The organism is Janthinobacterium glycogeni (assembly GCF_051380725.1).
Classification (GTDB): Bacteria; Pseudomonadota; Gammaproteobacteria; order Burkholderiales; family Burkholderiaceae_D; genus Janthinobacterium.
The window spans coordinates 112,594-131,233 of the sequence record NZ_JBNYXP010000001.1 but is presented as its reverse complement, the minus strand read 5'-3'; the positions used below and the strand labels follow the sequence as shown (position 1 = coordinate 131,233).

At 64.7% G+C, this 18,640-nt stretch carries 16 protein-coding genes and 1 pseudogene; 6 read left to right on the top strand and 11 right to left on the bottom strand.

Annotation, left to right across the window (positions count from 1 at the left end; translation table 11 throughout):
* Positions 1-9: 9 nt before the first annotated feature.
* Both ACQ4W4_RS00590 and ACQ4W4_RS00585 read left to right on the top strand, forming a co-directional pair.
* Positions 10-1,455 (top strand): efflux transporter outer membrane subunit, encoded by a 1,446-nt coding sequence (locus ACQ4W4_RS00590; protein ID WP_436541103.1) that lies wholly within the window; start codon positions 10-12, stop codon positions 1,453-1,455.
* Between the two features lie 258 nt (positions 1,456-1,713).
* Positions 1,714-2,032: pseudogene (locus ACQ4W4_RS00585) on the top strand (fasciclin domain-containing protein); the annotation flags it as partial.
* A 55-nt stretch (positions 2,033-2,087) separates the two neighbouring features.
* Here ACQ4W4_RS00585 and ACQ4W4_RS00580 read toward each other — a convergent pair.
* The 8 genes from ACQ4W4_RS00580 to ACQ4W4_RS00545 form a co-directional block, all read right to left on the bottom strand.
* Positions 2,088-2,360: a cell envelope biogenesis protein TolA gene (locus ACQ4W4_RS00580; RefSeq protein ID WP_152251006.1), complete on the bottom strand. Its 273-nt coding sequence runs from the start codon at positions 2,358-2,360 to the stop codon at positions 2,088-2,090.
* 45 nt (positions 2,361-2,405) lie between these two features.
* Positions 2,406-2,756 carry a hypothetical protein gene (locus tag ACQ4W4_RS00575; RefSeq protein ID WP_436540364.1) on the bottom strand — a complete coding sequence of 117 codons (351 nt, stop codon included), beginning with the start codon at positions 2,754-2,756 and terminating at the stop codon, positions 2,406-2,408.
* Between the two features lie 115 nt (positions 2,757-2,871).
* Positions 2,872-3,894 (bottom strand): serine hydrolase domain-containing protein, encoded by a 1,023-nt coding sequence (locus tag ACQ4W4_RS00570; protein WP_436540363.1) that lies wholly within the window; start codon positions 3,892-3,894, stop codon positions 2,872-2,874.
* A 63-nt stretch (positions 3,895-3,957) separates the two neighbouring features.
* Positions 3,958-5,193 carry a PepSY-associated TM helix domain-containing protein gene (locus ACQ4W4_RS00565; RefSeq protein WP_436541102.1) on the bottom strand — a complete coding sequence of 412 codons (1,236 nt, stop codon included), beginning with the start codon at positions 5,191-5,193 and terminating at the stop codon, positions 3,958-3,960.
* Between the two features lie 15 nt (positions 5,194-5,208).
* Positions 5,209-7,377 carry a TonB-dependent siderophore receptor gene (locus ACQ4W4_RS00560; protein WP_436540362.1) on the bottom strand — a complete coding sequence of 723 codons (2,169 nt, stop codon included), beginning with the start codon at positions 7,375-7,377 and terminating at the stop codon, positions 5,209-5,211.
* A 226-nt stretch (positions 7,378-7,603) separates the two neighbouring features.
* On the bottom strand, positions 7,604-7,936 hold the full coding sequence (locus tag ACQ4W4_RS00555; protein ID WP_436540361.1) for a hypothetical protein: 333 nt from the start codon (positions 7,934-7,936) through the stop codon (positions 7,604-7,606).
* Between the two features lie 39 nt (positions 7,937-7,975).
* Entirely contained in the window at positions 7,976-8,338 is a 363-nt protein-coding gene (locus ACQ4W4_RS00550; RefSeq protein ID WP_436540360.1) for a hypothetical protein, read from the bottom strand.
* 222 nt (positions 8,339-8,560) lie between these two features.
* Complete coding sequence (locus ACQ4W4_RS00545) at positions 8,561-8,878, bottom strand: hypothetical protein (RefSeq protein WP_436540359.1); 318 nt, start codon at positions 8,876-8,878, stop codon at positions 8,561-8,563.
* Positions 8,879-9,088: 210 nt separating this feature from the next.
* Here ACQ4W4_RS00545 and ligD point away from each other — a divergent pair, with 210 nt between their 5' ends.
* Positions 9,089-11,575, top strand: a complete 2,487-nt coding sequence (gene ligD / locus ACQ4W4_RS00540; RefSeq protein WP_436540358.1) for a DNA ligase D — start codon at positions 9,089-9,091, stop codon at positions 11,573-11,575.
* Here the strand turns inward: ligD and ACQ4W4_RS00535 are convergent.
* The 3 genes from ACQ4W4_RS00535 to ACQ4W4_RS00525 all read right to left on the bottom strand — a co-directional run bounded on the left by ACQ4W4_RS00535 (position 11,559) and on the right by ACQ4W4_RS00525 (position 15,848).
* Positions 11,559-13,871 carry a PAS domain S-box protein gene (locus tag ACQ4W4_RS00535; RefSeq protein WP_436540357.1) on the bottom strand — a complete coding sequence of 771 codons (2,313 nt, stop codon included), beginning with the start codon at positions 13,869-13,871 and terminating at the stop codon, positions 11,559-11,561. The two genes, ligD and ACQ4W4_RS00535, sit on opposite strands and share 17 nt — an antisense overlap.
* Before the next feature lie 120 nt (positions 13,872-13,991).
* Positions 13,992-14,867, bottom strand: a complete 876-nt coding sequence (gene ku, locus ACQ4W4_RS00530; RefSeq protein ID WP_436540356.1) for a non-homologous end joining protein Ku — start codon at positions 14,865-14,867, stop codon at positions 13,992-13,994.
* A 3-nt stretch (positions 14,868-14,870) separates the two neighbouring features.
* Positions 14,871-15,848 (bottom strand): SDR family oxidoreductase, encoded by a 978-nt coding sequence (locus ACQ4W4_RS00525; protein ID WP_436540355.1) that lies wholly within the window; start codon positions 15,846-15,848, stop codon positions 14,871-14,873.
* A 127-nt stretch (positions 15,849-15,975) separates the two neighbouring features.
* Between ACQ4W4_RS00525 and ACQ4W4_RS00520 the strand changes: the two genes are divergently transcribed.
* The 3 genes from ACQ4W4_RS00520 to ACQ4W4_RS00510 all read left to right on the top strand — a co-directional run bounded on the left by ACQ4W4_RS00520 (position 15,976) and on the right by ACQ4W4_RS00510 (position 18,639).
* Positions 15,976-16,545, top strand: a complete 570-nt coding sequence (locus tag ACQ4W4_RS00520; RefSeq protein ID WP_436540354.1) for a TetR/AcrR family transcriptional regulator — start codon at positions 15,976-15,978, stop codon at positions 16,543-16,545.
* 67 nt (positions 16,546-16,612) lie between these two features.
* The gene (locus tag ACQ4W4_RS00515) at positions 16,613-18,253 is read left to right on the top strand and encodes a SulP family inorganic anion transporter (RefSeq protein WP_436540353.1); all 1,641 of its coding nucleotides are present in this window, start codon (positions 16,613-16,615) and stop codon (positions 18,251-18,253) included.
* Positions 18,250-18,639: an Imm1 family immunity protein gene (locus tag ACQ4W4_RS00510; RefSeq protein WP_436540352.1), complete on the top strand. Its 390-nt coding sequence runs from the start codon at positions 18,250-18,252 to the stop codon at positions 18,637-18,639. The genes ACQ4W4_RS00515 and ACQ4W4_RS00510 overlap by 4 nt, the downstream gene beginning before the upstream one ends.
* The last annotated feature ends 1 nt before the right edge of the window (position 18,640 follow it).

The window sequence follows — 18,640 nt, the reverse complement described above, 5'->3', positions numbered from 1 at the left end:
TTGACCGCCATGGCCGCCGCGGTGCTGCTGGCCGCCTGCGCGGCGCCCGAGTTCAAGCAGCCGCAGATCGACACGCCGGCCGCGTTCAAGGAAGCGCAAACCTTGCCCGCCGTGCAGACGGCGGCCGATGGCACGCGCTGGAAGCAGGGCGTGCCAGCCGAGCGCCAGGCGCGCGGCGAATGGTGGCTGGCCTTCAATGATCCGGCCCTCACAAGCCTGATCAACGAAGCCACGCAGGCGAATGCCAACCTGGCCGTGGCCGCCGCCCGCGTCAAGCAGGCGAGGGCCATTGCCGGCATCGCCGAAGCGGACCGCATCCCGCAAGTGGGCGTGAACGTGGGCGGCCAGCGCAACCGCGCCTCGGCCGTGTCGCTCGGCTTGCCGAACGGCGCGCCGGTGGCGGCCGCCAACGTCTACCAGGCCAACCTGACGGCCAGCTACGAAGTCGACCTGTTCGGCAGAGTGGCATCGAATGTCAGTGCCTCGCGCAGCGATGCGCTGGCCGTGGAAGCGACTTACCGCTCGGTGCTGCTGTCCTTGCAGGCCGACGTGGCGCAAACCTACTTCCAGCTGCGCGCCACGGACGCCGAGCTGGCGACACTGGAACAGACGGTGCGCCTGCGCGAAGAAAGCGTGCATGTGAACCAGCGCCGCTACGACCTGGGCGACATCGGCGAATTCGATTTGTCGCGTGCCCGCACGGAGCTGTCGACCGTGCGCGCCGAAGCCATCGGCCTGCAGCGCCAGCGCGCCACCAGCGAACATGCGCTGGCTGTGTTGCTGGGCAAGCCGGCCGCCAGCTTCACGGCGACCGTCAACCCGCTGCAGGATAGCGGCTTCCTGCCCGTGATCCCGGCCGGCATGCCGTCGTCGCTGCTGGAGCGCCGTCCCGACATCGCGTCGGCGCAGCGCACCATGGAAGCGTCGAATGCGCGCATCGGCGTGGCCAAGTCGGCCATGTTCCCCGCCTTGACCCTGAACGCTTCCGGCGGCGGCGCATCCGACACGTTCTCGGACATCTTCAAGTGGAGCAGCCGCTCCTGGCTGCTGGGCGCCCTGATGTCGATGCCGATCATCGACGGCGGCCGCAATAAAGCTGCCGTGACGCGCAGCGAAGCGCAGCTGGAAGAGTCGGTGGCGACGTATCGCCAGAGCGTGCTGGTGGCCTTCGCCGAGGTGGAAGACAACCTGGCCGGCCTGCGCATCCTGTCGGGCCAGACGCAGCAGATCGACGAAGCCGTCGTCTCGGCGCGCCGCTCGGCCGACCTGGCGCAAAAGCTGTACGACGCGGGCCGTTCCAGCTACCTCGATTTGCTCGACGCGCAGCGCAACCTGGCGGCCATCGAGCGCAACGCCGTGCAATTGCGCGGTAACCGCGCCGTCACCACGGTGGCGCTGATCCGCGCCCTGGGCGGCGGCTGGGGCGAGACGGAGCCGCAAGTGGCGGCCAACTAGTTTCCCGGCAGCGCGGGCTGGAGTACTCCAGCCCGCGGCAAGGGATACCTATCGGGAACGGCGTCGTGCGCTTGCACGGTGCCGTTTTTTTATGGCTTGCGTAGGTCGGCTTAGCGCGCAGCGCGTAAGCCGACAATCAGTTCAATCCGTTTGCGGACAGGTCGCGTAATTAGTCCTGCAATCACGCAAACGCAGTCATCCAGGAGATACTATGATGCGCACCATCGTTCCCGCAGCTCTGTTCATCACCTCCATGCTGCGGCCTTCGGCAAGCTGCCGGCCGGCACCGTCGAGAACTTGGTCAAGCCGGAAAACAAGGCACCCTGACGAAATCCTCACCTACCGCGCGGTGCCCGGCAAATACGACTTCAAGGCGCTGGCGAAGGAAATCAAGATGCACGACGGTAAAGCTACCTTGCCGACGGACGGCGGGGGCAAGCTGATGTTCGCCATGAACGGCATGCACAACATCGTCGTGATGGCTGGGGGCGGCAACAGCGCCAACATCAGCACCTATGACGTGTACCAGTCGAATGGCGTGATCAATGTCATCGACACGGTGCTGATGCCAAAATAAGCGGACGAAAAAAAAGACAGGGAAGACCCTGTCTTTTTGCTTGCTGCCGCCGCGATTACTTGGCTGGCGCTGCTGCCGGTGCGGAAGCTGCCGCTGCGGCCGGAGCTGCAGGCGTCGCAGGCGTTGCCGGCGCAGCTTTCTTCGCCTTGTGATGCTTGGCTTTCTTGTGCGTCGCCGGCTTGACGGCGGCTGCCGGGGCTTCAGCCTTGACGACAGGGGCGACGACAGGAATCGGTGCCACTGGAGCGACTGGGGCGACGGCTGGCGTCTGGGCGAAAGCGGCGGTGGCGAACAGGCTGGCGATCAGGGTGGCGATAACTTTTTTCATGATGAGATCCTTGGTATTTTTTCGGGTGGATGCAGTGTGAAGGAATTACTTCGCTGGAGCCGCTTCAGCGGTGGCCGATGCCAGCTTTTCGTCAGCCTTGGCCTTGGTTTTCTTGGCTTTGTGGTGGGCTTTGGCCTTGGTGGTGGACGCTTCCGCTTTGGCGCTGGCGACGTCCGTCTTGGCGGCGACGACAGCTTTCGCTTCTTTGGCGTCCGCTTTGACGACGGCTTGCGCTTCCTTGGCGTCGGCTTTCACGACGGCCTTGGTGTGGGCCGCTTCCACTTTGGCGGGAACCGAGGCCGCCGCGGTGGCATGCACTGCAGGAGCTGCTGGCGTCTGGGCAAAGGCTGCAGTTGCGAACAGGCCGGCGATCAGGGTAACAATTGCTTTTTTCATGGTGCAGTCCTCAGTGGTGGTTTGTCTTGTATGTCTGTTGGTGCCGGGATGATTCCCGTGTCACTGAGCATAAAACGCGCCCCGGGACGCTTGCGTTGACTGTCATTACAAACGCTTACATCTGCGTGGCGTCCGCTTTCAGGATGGCCTTCAGGATGTCCTCCGAACGGCGCTGTCCATAGCCCTTGCCATACGCGCTGGACGCCACGCTCACCACCATGCGGCGCGCGGGTATCACATAGATCTTGTTGCCTCCATTGCCCGAGGCGAAATACACGGGAATTTTTCGGCCGCCGATGTCCTGCGTCTTCGCGTACCAGAAATAGCCGTAGCTGTAGGCGTAGCGGTCGGCGGCGCCGATGGCCACGCGCGGCGCCAGCGCCGCGTGCAGCCAGGCGGCGTCGATGATTCTCTTGCCGCCGACTACGCCGTCGTCGAGCACCATCTGGCCGATTTTCGCCGTGTCGCGCGCGCGCAGCGACAGATTGCCCTGTCCCTTCGGATGGTTGGCCACGTCGCGGCCCCAGCGCCAGCGCGTGATGCCCAGTGGCGCGAACAAGACCTTGGCGGCGTAGTCTTCCAGGTCGGCGCCGCTGGCGTTTTCCACCACTCTGCCGGCGATGTACGCCCCCAGCGAGTTATAGCGGTACGCGCCGCCCGGCGCCGTGGCCGCCGGCACGCCGCGCACGAAGGCGGCGGGGTCGGGCGCGGCATCGAGCTTGTCTTCATTGCCGGGCGACTGTTCGTCTTCATCGAAGGCGGCCAGGCCCGAACGCATGGTCAGCAAGTCGTCGAGGACGACCTTGCCGGCCGGGCTGCCGGCCACTTCGGGCCAGTAGTCGCCCACGGTTTTTGTCGTCGCCAGCTGGCTGCGCGCCACGGCCGCGCCCGCCAGCAGGGCGGTAATGCTCTTGCCGGCCGAGCGGATGTCGTGCAAGGTATCGGCAGTCTCGCCGTTGTAATAGCGTTCGGCGACGATGGCGCCGTTGCGCAGCACGACGACGGCGCGCAGATCGCCATGGCTGTCGCGGTCCTGGGCTTGCAGCACTTGCGCGATGGCGGCGGGGGCGCTGTCCTGCGCCAGGGCGGAGCAGGACAGGAGGAGGGGAGTCAGCAGGGACAAGGACAGGCGGCGCATGGACAGCTTTCGTGGCGATGGTCGGATTGCCAGTGTCGCCCAGTTGCGCCGTTTTGTGGCGTTTTACTGCACCTGTTTGCTGAAGTTGGCATGCAGCGGCGGCGCCGCCTTGCCGGTTTGTGCCGCGCAGGCGCGGCGTTTTCTCAGCCAGATGATCAGGCCTGTCGCACTCAGCATGGCCACCACCAGGCCCATGGCGGAAATCAGGATGCGCCCGGGCAGGCCCAGGATGCGGCCCGAATGCAGCGGGAATTGCGCCTGCAGGAAGATGTCGCCCGCGCTGCCGGTGCCGGGCACCACGCCGCCGGCCGGCTTGCCGTCGCGCCCGTCGAAGTACAGCCATGCATTGCCAAGGCCACCGTCGCCATGATCGTTGTCCGCCGTGAAGAACCCGACGCCATACAGGCCGTAGGCGGAAGAATAGAACACGCCGCCCGCCGGCAGCGTCCAGCCCCGCCTTGCCGCTTCCGTCTTCGCCAGCGCCACCGCCTCTTCGCGCGTCAGCAGCGGCTCGATGGGGTGCTCTGGCGGCTGCGGCGTGCGGCTGTCGAAGGCGTTCGGGCTGAGCGTGGACAACTTCGCCACCAGGGGACGCATCACCTGGGTTTGCAGATTCATCGACACGGAGGTGACGGCCAGCACCAGCAGCAGCAACCAGACCCACACGCCGCCCGAGCGGTGCAGGTCGAAATTCAGCTTGTGGCCCCCTTCGCGCCAGCGGAAGGCCAGCGACTTGCGCCAGCTGCGCCAGTTCGGAAACGACAGATACAGGGCGATGCCGCAGTCAACGACCCACACGATGCCGATGATGCCCATGAACCAGACGCCCAGTTCGATGCCCCAGCCATCGGGAATGTGCATGGTGTAGTGCAGTTTATACAGGAAGGGCAGCAGATTTTCGCGCGTCAGCGAGACCGCGCCCCACTGGCGCGTGCCCTGGATCGCGCCTGTGGCCGGGTCGACGGCCACCTGGTTGAAGCCCGGTTCAAACGGCTTGCCGGTGGCCGGGTCGGGCCGGCCTTCCACCGAGATCAGCGCCGTGTGGCCAGGCTCGATCGCCGTGAGCGCGTAGTTCACGCGCAGGCGACGGTCCTGCGCCTCGAGCTGGCGCGCCAGTTCCAGCCCCGATTTTGCGGGGCCGTCACCGGCGGCGCCGGCGGCGTGGAACAGCTGCGGATTGAGCCAGGCGTCGAGCTCGTGATCCCACGAGATCACGGCGCCCGTCAGGCCGGAAATGAACAGGAAGAGCGCCACCGCCAGGCCGAACCAGCGGTGCAGAACAACCATGGGGGGACGCAGTCGCATGGCGGCTCCCTAGTATTTCCAGTTCAGGGTGGCGCTGCCGTTGCGCCCCGCCGCGTACAGCGACTGGGTCCAGTACAGGCTGGTCAGGTGCTTCTTGTCCGTCACGTTGTTCAGGTTCAGCGACAGGCTGACGTTGCGGCTGATGTCATAGCTGGCCATCAGGCTCAGTTGCGCGTAGGCGCCCTGGTGCAGGGTGGTGCTGTCGTCGACCTTGTTGTAGATGGCGTCCTGCCAGGTGAGGCTGGCGCCCACCTTCAGCGCCGGCACGGCCGGCATGTGATAGGTGGTGGCCAGGTGGAAGCGCTTGCGCGGGATGAAGGTGCGCGCATCCTTGCCGTCGTCGCCCTGGATGCGCAGCTGCGCATAGCCGGCGTTCGCCTGCCAGCCTTTCGCCAGCTCGCCCGAGGCATCGAGCTCGAAACCCTGCGACTCCGAATCGACGCCCTTGTAGAACGTCTTGAGGCCGGGCGTGGTGCCGGCCGCTTCGGCCACGTTCTTCTGGCGCGTCTTGAACAGGGCGCCGGACAGGTTCAGGCGGCCGTCGAACCAGTCGCTTTTCAAGCCCGCTTCGAGGCTCTTGCCGGTGGCCGCCGCCAGGGTCTCGCCCGTGCGGTCGATGTTGCTTTGCGGGTTGAAGATTTCCGTGTAGCTGCCGTAGGCCGATACATGGCGGCCGATGTCGTACACCAGGCCGACATAGGGCGTCGTGTCGCTCTGCGACTTGGCCTGGCTGACGCCGTACGCGCTGCCCGTGCTATCGGCCTTGACGGTGTTGACGCCCGCCAGCAGCTTGGCGTTGTCGGCCAGGTTGAAACGGGCGGCCAGGTATGCGTTCTTGCGTTCGTCCTTGTAGGCGCTGCCATCGGTGGAGGCGTCGAAGAGCGGTTCGGGGTAGGAGCCGTCGAAGGCCGTGCCGTTCGGCAGGGCCGTGCCGATGCCGCGGCCATAATACGACACGTCGTCGAGCGTGGACTTCGACCAGGCCAGGCCCATGCTGAGGTCATGCTGGCGCCCGGCCAGCGTGAATCTGCCCGTGGCCGCGACATCAAGCAGGCGCTGCTTGTTGGTCGAAGCATAGCGCGAAGGGTAGCTGAACAAGCCGTCGCCCGTGGCCTTGTCCGGCGTGCCGTAGACGTAGAACAGTTTCGAGTCGGAGGTGGAGCGGTTGTAGGTGGCCGTGGCTGTCACGCGCCAGTCGGCATTGAACTGGTGCGCCAGTTCGGCGAAAGTGCTGTTGTTGAGGATGCTCCAGCGCGACCAGTCGGCCGACGTCGAGGCGGAAATCGGGTAGTCGGTCGGCGTGCCGTCCGTGTAGGCGACGGGCAAGGCGCCCCACATGCCGCCCCTGGCCAGGTTGTTCTGGTAGCTGTGGCCCACGGCCAGGCGGGTGTCCGGCGTCAGTTTCGCTTCGACGATGGCGTAGGCGACATCCTTGCGCGGCGAGTAGCGGTCCAGGTGGGAATCGCCTTCCTCGTGGGCGACGACGAAGCGGGCCGCCACCTTGCCGTCGGCGCCGAGCGGCGTCGAGACATCGGCATCGACGCGGCGCGTATTCCAGGAGCCCAGCGTGACGCCGGCGGCAGCGGCCAGGCCTTGCGTCGGGCGCTTGCGCACGAAGTTGACGGTGGCCGACGGATTGCCGGTCGAGGAAATCAGGCCATTCGCGCCGCGCACGATGTCGACGCGCTCGAACAGCGCCGTATCGAGGTCGCCCATCACATTGCCGAAGACGAAAGGAATGCCCACGCCGTCGAACTGGAAGTTGGTGATGTCGTAGCCGCGCGCCGTGTAATAGGTGCGGTCCGTTTCCACCGCCTCCACCGTCACGCCCGTCGTTTGCGCCAGCACCTTGCTGGCGTTATCGAGCCTGAAATCGTCCATTTGCGCGCGCGTGACCACGGAAACGGCCTGCGGCGTCTCGCGCAGCGACAGGTCGAACTTGCTGGCCGAGGCGCTTTTGCGCGCGGTGTAGGCGGTCGCGTCGCTGCTGCCCGTGACGGTAATGGTTTGCATCACGGGCGTATCTTCGCCAGCGTCATCGGCGGCGGCGCCCTCGGCGCCATGCGCCATGCCGGCGCCGAGCGCCAGTGAAATGGCCAGGGCCAGCGGGCGCAACGACAGCGTGGCGGGGGAGGATGGGGTGGACGGTGCGGCGGAAGGGGTGATGCGACCTGGCATTTAAACGGCTCCTGAATCAAGGATGAGAATGAGAATAATTCTCAATTCTATTTGAGGAGGCGCCGGAATGGGAACTTTTTGTGACTGAAAAGCGTTGTTTTTTTACATCTTCACATGGTTTTACGTCGAAGGCGGCGGCTTCCGGGCGTAAGTATCGGTCATGCGCAGCCATTGCCGGGCATAAAAAAAAGACAGCCGAAGCTGTCTTTTTCCTGAGTCGCAGCGATTACTTCGCTGGCGCTGCCGGCACGGCTTCTGCCGCTTTAGTTGCGTCCGCTTTCAGCTTGGCTTTGCTGGCCTTGTGATGGGCTTTGGCCTTGCTGACCTTGGCGTCGGCCTTGGCGCTGGCCACGTCGGCTTTCGCATCGGCGACGACGGCTGCTTCTTTCGCATCGGCTTTCACGACCGCCTTGGTTTCCTTGGCTTCAGCCTTGACCACGGCTTTCGTGTGGGCTGCTTCCGCCTTGGCGGGAGCCGGTGCTGCCGGGGCGGCAGGGGTTTGGGCGAAGGCTGCGGTAGCGAACAGGCTGGCGACGAGGGTGGCGATAACTTTTTTCATTGTATTGTCCTGGCGAGTGGTAAACGATTGTATGGGGGATTACTTGGCTGCTGCCGGCGCTGCTTCAGCGGTGGCCGAAGCCAGCTTTGCATCGGCCTTGGCTTTCGTGTGCTTGGCCTTGTGGTGCGCCTTGGCTTTCGTGGTGGCCGCTTCCGCCTTGGCGCTGGCAACTTCCGTTTTCGCGGCGACGACGGCTTTCGCTTCTTTCGCGTCCGCTTTCACGACGGTTTGCGCTTCCTTGGCGTCCGCTTTTACGACGGCCTTGGTGTGGGCCGCTTTGACTTTGGCGGGAACCGAGGCTGCCGGGGTGGCTGCAGGAGCCGCAGGCGTCTGGGCAAAGGCAGCGGTTGCGAACAGGCCGGCGATCAGGGTAGCGCTCAGGTTGAAAATGCGTTTTTTCATGGTGCAGTCCTCAGTGGTGGTTTGTCTGTTATGTCTGTTGGTGCCGGGATGATTCCCGTATCACTGAGCATAAAACGCGCCCCGGAAGCTTACCGTTGACCTTGTTTACACTTTCTTACAATCAGGTGTTTTATCGGCTGTTGCTGTGTGATGTGGGCATGAAAACGAAAAAAGACAGCCGAAGCTGTCTTTTTTCGTGGCGCAAAAAAGGCGCGGAGCCGATTATTTGGCTGCTGCGGCGGTCGCTTCAGTTTTGGCTTCGTCAGCCTTGGCCTTGGCTTTTTTCGCTTTTTTGTGGGCTTTGGCTTTGGTGGCGGCGGCATCGGCCTTGGCGCTGGCGACATCGGCTTTCGCATCGGCGGCGACGGCGGCTTCTTTCGCATCGGCTTTCACCACGGCCTTCGTTTCCTTGGCTTCCGCTTTAGCCACTTCCTTGGTGTGCTTGGCTTCGGCCTTGGCCGGCGCTGCTGGTGCTGGGGTTTGAGCAAAGGCTGCGGTAGCGAACAAGCCGGCGATCAGAGTAGCGATTACTTTTTTCATGGTGCAGTTCCTCGAGAAGTGGGGTTGTAGTTCAGGAGATCGATCCCCTGTCACTGAGGCAAAAACGCGCCGTGCGGCAATTGCGTTGACACGTTCCCGGTTAATTACAAACACTTACAATTGCCGGGGCAGGCGCTCTGTTAGCTGGCGTACCGCGCCGGGGCCTGCGGCGGCCTAGACTCGATGCCATCGTCACCGCATGGGGCCGCCATGAAAGCCGCCTTGAAAACCTATCAATCCAAGCGCAATTTCGCCGTCACGCCCGAGCCTGCAGGCGGGGGCGAGGACGCGCACGACGTGCTCACCTTCGTCATCCAGAAGCACTGGGCCAGCCGTTTGCACTATGACTTTCGCCTGGAACTGGACGGCACGCTGAAAAGCTGGGCCGTGCCGAAAGGCCCCAGCTACGACCCGCGCGATAAGCGCATGGCCGTGCAGGTGGAAGACCATCCGCTGGACTATGCCAGCTTTGAGGGCACGATCCCCGAAAAACAGTATGGCGCGGGCAAGGTCATCATATGGGACAAGGGCACGTGGCAGCCCCAGCCGGCCACGCCCGATGCGCGCAAGGCGCTGGCGGCCGGCGAGCTGAAATTCACCGTGCATGGCCACAAGATGCACGGCAAGTGGGTGCTCGTGCGCATGAAGGACAAGGGCGAAAAGCAGCCCGCCTGGCTGTTGATCAAGGAAAAAGACGAATATGCCCGGCCGGCGCTGGAATTTTCAGTGGTCGACGAGTTCCCCGACAGCGTCAAGCACAAGGCCATGCCCAGGCGCAAACAAGGCGCGCCGCAGGCGGCAGCGCCGGCCGCGAAGCTGCCCGCCGCCCTGTCGCCGCAGCTGGCCACCCTCGTCGATGCGCCGCCGCCAGACGCGCAAGACTGGATTTTCGAGGTGAAATTCGACGGCTACCGCATCCTCGCGCGTTGCGATGGCGATCATATTGCATTAATCACGCGCAATGGCAACGACTGGACGGCGAAACTGCCGAAGCTGCGGCAGGCGCTGGAACAGCTGGGCTTGCCGGCTGGCTGGTACGACGGCGAAATCGTCGTCAACGACGCCAGCGGCCACCCGGATTTTGGCGCCTTGCAGCGCGCCTTCGATGTGGAAACGACCAGCGACATTGTGTATTACCTGTTCGACGTGCCGTTTTTCGATGGCCACGACCTACGGGGCCAGCCGGTCGAGGCGCGCAGGGCCTTGCTGCAAGGGCTGCTGAAGAGCTTGCCCGTTTCGCCGCTGGTGCGCTTTAGCGAAACGCTCGACGCCAAGCCCCGGCAACTGCTGGCGCACGCCTGCCGCCTGGGGCTGGAAGGGGTGATCGGCAAGCGGCGCGGCTCGGCCTATGTCATGAAGCGTTCCGGCGACTGGATCAAACTCAAATGCGGGCTGCGCCAGGAATTTGTCATCGGCGGCTATACGGCGCCGCAGGGGGAGCGCGAAGGCATCGGTTCGCTGTTGCTGGGCGTGCACGATGACCAGGGCAAGCTGCGCTATGCGGGCAATGTGGGCAGCGGCTTTGACGCGGCAAGCCTGCGCGATGTGCGCCGCCGCCTCGACGCACTGGCCAGCGATGCCAGTCCGTTCACGGGCAAGGCGGGCGGCGTGCGCCAGCCCATCTGGGTCAAGCCGGAACTGGTGGCCGAGGTCGGTTTTGCGCAATGGACCAGCGGCGGCGCCGTCCGCCACGCCGTGTTCCATGGCTTGCGCGCGGATAAACAGCCGGCCGCCATCGTGCGCGAGCGGCCACAGCGAATCGACAGGGAGAAGACGATGCCAAACCAATCCGAGCCGGACAGCGTCTTGCCGGCCAGTTTCAAGGTCAGTCATGCGGACAGGGTGATCGACAGGGACAGCGGCGCCAGGAAGATCGACCTGGTGCGCTACTACGCGCTCGTGGGCAAGTTGATGCTCGTGCATTTGCGGGGCCGGCCCGTGTCGCTGGTGCGCGCGCCGTCCGGCGTGGGCGGCGAGCTGTTTTTTCAGAAGCATGCGGACACGTCCAGCATGCCCGGCGTCAGGCAGCTCGATCCCGGCCTCGATCCCGAGCATGCTTCCATGCTGGAAGTGGCCAGCGTACAGGGTCTGTTGTCGGCGGCGCAGTGGAATGTGGTGGAATTTCACACGCAAAACGCGCTGGCCAGCGCCTACGACACGCCGAACCGCCTGGTGTTCGACCTGGACCCGGGCAAGGGCGTGGCCTGGCCCGCCATCCGCGAAGCGGCCGTGCTGCTGCGCGCCTTCCTGACGGAACTGGGCTTGCCCGCCTGGCTGAAGACCAGCGGCGGCAAGGGCTTGCACGTGGTCGTGCCGATCCGCCCGAAACACGACTGGGATACCGTCAAGGCGTTTTCGCAAGCCATCGTGGCGCACATGGCCCAGCACATTCCCCAGCGTTTCGTCCTGAAAAGCGGACCGTCTAACCGGGTCGGCAAGATCTTCATCGATTATTTGCGCAATGGCCGGGGCGCCACCACCGTGTGCGCGTGGTCGGCCCGCACGCGTTCGGGGCTGGGCATTTCCGTGCCGCTGGCCTGGGATGAGCTCGACAAGCTGAAGGCGGGCGATCAATGGAACGTGGGCAACGTCCACAGCCGCCTCGACGTGGGCAACGCGCCGTGGGCTGGCTATGCGCGCAGCGCGAAAGGGCTCGATGCGGCGATGAAAAAGCTGGCCTCTACGCCTCCGGCTTGAATGGCACGGTGGCGCGCGCCAGTTGCAGGGCTTCGTCGATGGCGGCGTTGAGCTGGGGAATTTCGACGGGTTTGGTCAGGTAGCGGAAAAAGCCCGCGGCCAGGCCATGCCGGATATCGCCCTTCATGGCGTTGGCCGTCAGGGCGATGACGGGAATGTGCGCCGTGCGCGGATCGTTGCGCAGAATGCGTTGCGCCTGGTTGCCGTTCATGCCGGGCAGGTTGATATCCATCAGGATGACATCGGGTTGGCGTTCCAGCGCCAGCGCAATGCCCTGGCGCGCATCGGTGGCCGAGATCATGCGCAGATGCGGCAGGAAGCTGACGATGTCTTCCACCAGGCGCAGGCTGGCCGGATTGTCTTCCACGTACAGCAGCAGGGCCTGGCCGCTGGCGTCGTTCCCGGCGTTGCCGGCAGGCTCGGGCAACCCTTCCATCTCCAGCGGCATGCTGTTGGGCGGCGCGGCCATGGTGTCCAGTTCGATCCAGAACACGCTGCCCTCGCCAAGGCAGCTGTGCACGCCCATGCGTCCCCCCATCAGTTCGACTAGGCGCTTGGTGACGACCAGGCCGATGCCCGTGCCTTCTTCGCTGCCGGCCTCCTGCCCCAGGCGGTTAAACGGCTGGAACAGTTCGGCCATCTGCGCGTCGTCCAGCCCCTTGCCCGTGTCGCGGATGGCGATGCGCACGCACTGCGTATCGGGCTGCGAAATTTCCAGCTCCACCTTGCCGGCCGGGCGGTTGTACTTGATGGCGTTCGACAGCAGGTTCAGCAGCACTTGCTTGAGGCGCGTATGGTCGGCCCTGAGCGTCAGTGCGTCGCAGGCCGGAAAGATCAGGTGGATCTGGCGCTGCTGCGCCTGTTCTTCCACCATCACGCGCACTTCCTCGATCAGCGCGGGCAGCGTCACCGCTTCCATCGACAGGCTCAGGCTGCCTGATTCGATCTTCGCCAGGTCGAGGATTTCATTGATCAGGGTGAGCAGGTGGCGGCCCGAGGTGACGATGTTTTGCACGAAGGTGCGCTTTTGCTGCACGGTGGCGGGCAAGGCTTCGTTGGCCAGCAGCTGGGCAAAGCCGAGGATGGCGTTCAGCGGCGTGCGCAGCTCGTGCGACATGCTGGTGAGAAAACGGTCCTTCGCCTGGCTGGCCCGCTCCAGTTCGACTTTCTGTTCGTTGAGCGTGCGTTCGATGCGCTTGCGCTCGGAGATGTCGCGGATGGCCGACGACACGAGCACGCCTTCGTCCGTTTCCAGCGGCGACAGGCTGATTTCGACGGGGAATTCGGTGCCATCGCGGCGCAAACCGTACAGTTCCAGTCCTGCGCCCATGGAGCGGGCGCGGGGCGCCGTGGAAAACGCATGACGGTGGCGCGGATGGTCCATCGCGTAGCGTGCCGGGATCAGCACTTCCACATTGCGCCCGAGCAACTCCGCGCGCGAGTAGCCGAACAGGCGTTCCGTCTGCGAGTTAACGAGCACGATCTCGCCATCGCCGTTGACGATGACGATGGCGTCCGGCGCCGATTCGAGCAAGCCGCGGAACTTCTGCTCGGCCCGGCGGCGGTCGCTGACGTCGCGGATGGCGCTGATGACGAAGGTGCCGATCTCCGTCTGGATGGGCGACAGGCTGATTTCGACGGGGAATTCGACGTTGTCCTTGCGTAAGCCCAGCAATTCCAGGTCGGCGCCCATGGTGCGCGTGCGGGGCTGGTCGAAATAGCGCGCGCGGTGCGCCACATGCGAATGGCGCAGGCGTTGCGGCAGCAGGCTATCGATTTGCCTGCCGTTCAATTCGCCTTCCGCGTAGCCGAACAGGCGCTGCGCCTGCTGGTTGGCCAGCACGATGGCGCCGGTGGCATTGACCATGATGACGCTGTCCGGCGTCGATTCGAACAGCACGCGGTAGCGCACCTCGACGAACTGGGCGTCGCGCGCCGCCTTCAGCAAGGTCGTGTCCTTCATGGTGGAAATCAGGTAGCGGGGCGCATCCGCCCCGGTCTGCGCGGCCTGGCACGCCACGTCAACGTGGATGAGTTCGCCATCCTTGCGCCGCCGCAGCGATTCGCGGTCGTAGCTGCCGTGCAGGGTCAGCTGTTCGTCGATCAGCAGGGCCGCTTCGGCCTGTCCGGGCAAGGAGATCAGTTCCCACAGCGTGCGGCCCAGCGCCTCCTCGCTGGCATAGCCGAAAATGCGCTGCGCCCCATCCGTCCAGCGCACGACGGCATGGTTTTCGTTGGTGACGACAACGCCGCCAGGGGCGCCGCTGAGGATAAGCTGATCTAACTCGGCATCCATTTTTTCCGCACACATGACAGGGCTTGCCGGGTGGCAGGCCTGTGCATAACGTAGCGAGAAGCTTGATCAAAGTCAATGCATTTATATGGCTGCCGATCTTGCCGGGCCGGGTGGCGTGGTTCAGGCCGCCTTGCGCCTGGCTGGCGCCGGCTTGCGGGCAGGGGACGAGGCCGTTCGCTTGCGGGCCGGCGCGGCGGGCGCTTTCTTGCCCAGGCTTTGCTGCAGCAGGGCGACCAGGTCGATCACATTGCTGCCGTGTTCCTCTTCCGGTTCGGGCGCGGGCGGCGTGATGGTCTTGGTCTGTTTCGCCTTGATTTTCTTCTTGACCAGCGCCAGCACGTCTTCGCGGTAGCTGTCGTGGTATTGCTCCGGTTCCCACGCTTCGCTCATGCCTTCGACGAGCGACAGGGCCATCTTGAGTTCCTTGTCGGAAATGCCGGCCGCCTTCAGGGTGCTGGCGGGCAAGTCCAGATCGTCCGTGGGGCGGATTTCATCGGCGTAGCGCAGGGTGTTGAGCACGATGGCGTCTTCCACGCAGACGAGTGCGCACAGATGCTGCTTGGTGCGCATGACCACGCTGGCGATACCCACTTTATTGGCTTTGCGCAAGGTTTCGCGCAGCAGCGCATAGACTTTCTCGCCGCCCTTGGCGGGCAGCAGGTAATACGGATGCTCGTAAAAGGTCAGCGGCACTTCCGCCGCATCGACAAAGGTGAAAATGTCGATGGTTTGCGTGGCCTTCACGTTCGCCTGCCTTAAATCCTCGTCGGATAGCACCACGTACTCGTCCGTCTTGTATTCATAGCCCTTGATGATGTCGTCCCACTCGACTTCCTTGCCCGTCTGCTTGTTGTAGCGCTTGTAGCCGATGGGCGCGAAGTCGCGCCGGTCCAGCATGGACAAGTCCAGTTCGTGGTCGAGGCTGGCAGAAATCAGCTCGACGGGGATGTGCACGAGGCCGAAGCTGATGGCGCCTTTCCACAGTGCGCGCGCCATCGCCTAGTCCCCCACGCTGCCGGTGACGGGCAGGACGATGCCGCTGATGTAGCTGGAACAGGCGGGCGAGGCCAGGAAGACGTAGGCGGGCGACAGTTCCTCGGGCTGGGCCGGGCGGCGCATGTCCGTGTCCTGGCCGAATTTCTCGATGTCCTCGGGCGACTTGTCGGCCGGATTGAGCGGCGTCCAGACGGGGCCGGGTGCGATGGCGTTGACGCGGATGCCCTTGTCGAGCAGATTGCCGGCCAGCGCCATGGTAAACGCATGGATGGCGCCCTTGGTGGTGGAATAGTCGAGCAAGTGCTTGGAACCCTGCAAACCCGTCACGGAACCCGTGTTGATGATGGAGGCGCCCCGCTGCAAGTGGGGCAGCACGGCCTTGGCCATGTGAAAATAACCGTAGACATTGGTCTTCATGGTCAGGTCGAAGCGTTCTTCGCTCAGGTCCAGCAAGGATTCCGCGTGTTCCTGGAAGGCGGCGTTGTTGACCAGCACGTCGATGTGCGTGAACTTGTCCAGCACCTGGCTGACGGCTTGCTGGCAAAAGCCCAGGTCGCGCACGTCGCCGGGGATCAACAGGCAGCTCTGGCCTTCCGCTTCCACGTAGCGCTTCGTTTCGTTGGCGTCCGCGTGTTCGTTCAGGTAAATGATGGCGACATCGGCCCCTTCGCGCGCATACAGCACGGCCACGGCGCGGCCGATGCCCGAGTCGCCGCCCGTGATGACGGCGACCATGCCGGCCAGCTTGCCGCTGCCGCAGTAATCGGGCGCCAGGAAGCGCGGTTTCAACTGCATTTGCCCCTCGATGCCCGGCTTGTCCAGGTGCTGGGCGGGCAGGGGTGTGCCGGGCTGGCTGCGGTGGCCCGTCTGCACGGGGGGCTTGCTGGCCTGTTTGCCTTTTGCTACGGCGTCGCGGCCATCCTGCTCCTGCTGGATGGCGCGCTGCAAGTTGCCGGCGGACTGGTCTTTGTTTTCGTTCATGCTGGCCTCCCTGGAAACGAAGATCCAGTATCGGCGCGGCGCCGCCATCAAACGGTGCGCTTGCTAACAGAGTGGCGCAAACGGGCGCAAAGTTATATGATGACCGACATAAATGTAGGAGGGCAGCATGAAAGTGAGCAGGGAGCAGGCGGCGCTGAATCGCGAGCGCGTCGTCGACGTGGCGGCAAGATTGTTCCGCGAAAAGGGCTATGACGGCATCGGCGTGGCCGACCTGATGAAGAACGCGGGCCTCACGCATGGCGGCTTCTATGGCCATTTCGCGTCCAAGGAAGACTTGATGATCGAGGCGTGCCAGCATGCCTTGAATACGTCGCTGGACGGCTGGCGGGCGAAAGTCGCCAGCGACCCGCAGCGGGCGCTGCCGGCCATCATCGACAGTTATCTGACCGCCCGGCACCGCGACCAGCCGGGCGGCGGCTGCCCGGCGGCGGCCATGGGGGCGGATGTGGCGCGCATGTCGCCCGGCGCGCGTCCCGCGTTTACGCAAGTCACGCGGCAGCAGTTCGCGCTGCTGGAAGGCTTGCTGCCTGATGGTACGCCCGAGCGGCGGCGCCAGCAGGCGATCGCCACGTTTGCCGCCATGGTGGGCGCCATGGTGCTGGCGCGCGCAATCGATGACGAAGCGCTGTCGATGGAAATCCTCGACGCCGTGAAGGCGCAATTGCTGCAAGACTGATGGCGCTCCCCCTGTCAGCCGGCCTCGTCGCATGATAGGCTTCGGTTTTCAGATTTCGGGATTATCCATGCTGCTCTGGCTCAGGCAATACCGGCGTCCTCTGTTGGCCGGAGACATCACCGCCGGTATCGTGGTCGCCATGATGATGGTGCCGCAAGGCATGGCTTACGCGCTGGTGGCGGGCTTGCCGCCCGTCGTGGGCATCTACGCCAGCATCTTGCCGCCCGTGCTGTACGCCTTGTTCGGCAGCAGCATGACGCAATCGGTGGGCCCCATGGCCATCGTCTCGCTGATGACGGCCGCCGCGCTGGCGCCGCTGGCCGACCCCGGCTCTTCCCTGTACATCGTGCTGGCTGCCCAGCTGGCCTTCATCAGCGGCCTCGTCCTGCTGCTGTGCGGCGTGCTGCGCCTGGGCTTCATGGCCAGTTTCCTGTCGCGCCCCGTGATCAGCGGCTTCAGCAATGGCGCGGCGATCCTGATCATCTGGGGCCAGATCACGCCCTTGCTGGGCGCCACCTGGCCCCACTGGCATGCGCCCAGCCTCGTGCTGGGACTGTCCGGCCTGCTGTTCCTGTGGCTGGCCAAGCGCTACGCGTCGCGCCTGCTGCAGCGCTGCGGCTTGAACCAGGTGGCGGCCGACGTGGGCGCGCGCCTGGCGCCGATGGCGCTGGTACTGGCCGGCATCGCTCTCGTCGCCTATGGCGGCCTGGAAGCGATGGGCGTGCAGACGACGGGCCACGTGCCCAGCGGCTTGCCGGGCCTGAACCTGGCCACCTCCGGCGCCCATTGGCGCACCCTGCTGTCGCCGGCACTGCTGATCGCCTTCATCATCTTTTTGATGAGTATGTCCGCCGCCCAGACCCTGGCGCAAAAGCGCGGCGAAAAACTGCATACGAACCGTGAACTGCTGGGCCTGGGCGCTGCCAACGTGGCCAGCGCGCTGTCGGGCGGCTTTCCCGTCACGGGTTCGATTTCGCGCTCGGCCGTCAATTTCCAGGCGGGCGCCAACACGCCGTTGGCCAGCATCATCACGGCCGTCCTGCTGGCGCTGGCGCTGGTGGCGCCCACGGGCTGGCTGGCCCTGCTGCCGCTGCCCGTGCTGGCGGCCACCATCATCTTTGCCGTGTCCAGCCTGCTGGACTGGGATACCTTGAAATTGTCGTGGCGCTACGACCGCAGCGATGCGCTGGCCCTGCTGGCGACGACGGCCGGCGTGCTGGTGCTGGGCGTGGAAGCGGGCGTGGTCATCGGCGTGCTGCTGTCGATGGGCACCCTGATCTGGCGCGCCAGCCGCCCGCACATCGCCGTGCTGGGGCGTATCCCGAATAGCGAGCACTTCCGCAACGTGGAGCGCTACGAGGCGCAGACCTTGCCCGGCGTCTTGCTGCTGCGCATAGATGCGGGCCTGTTCTTTGGCAACATCGAAGCCGTCACGGAGCGCGTGGAAGACGAGCTGCGCGGCCACCCGACGGCGCGCCACCTGGTGCTGGTGCTGTCGGCCGTCAACCAGATCGACAGCACGGCCTTGCTGGGCTTGATCGAGCTCAACAGCACGCTGGCCAAGCGCGGCATCAGCCTGAACCTGGCCGAGGTGAAGGGCCCCGTGATGGACCGTTTGCGCCAGAGCAGTTTATTGAAAGACCTCAGCGGCAAGCTGTATCTGAGCACGGCGCTGGCGATGAACGATTTGAGCGGGAGCACAACATGACAATGGAATTGAATCTGCATGGCGCGCCGCGCGCCGTTGATACCATTGCTGCATTGGAACAGGCGCTGCAGGAAGCGCGCGCCCTGGCGCAGTGCGAACTGTGGCTGACCCTGGCCGAGGATGCGGAGCAGGGCCCGGCCCTGTGCATGCTGCGCAATGGCGGCAACGCCTGGCTGATGTATCTGTCGGGCCAGGATGACCTGAGTTTTCACTCGCTGGGCGACGAGGAGGCAGACGGCGTTTGCAGCTACCTGCTGGCGAACGGCCAGGTGGATGAATATCCGGAAAGCTGGTGCGTGGACGTGGAACACTGCCAGCAGGCTTTCGTCGCGTTTTTCAGGACAGTCGGCGCGCGGCCTGCCGGCGTTGCGTGGGAAGCGGATTGAT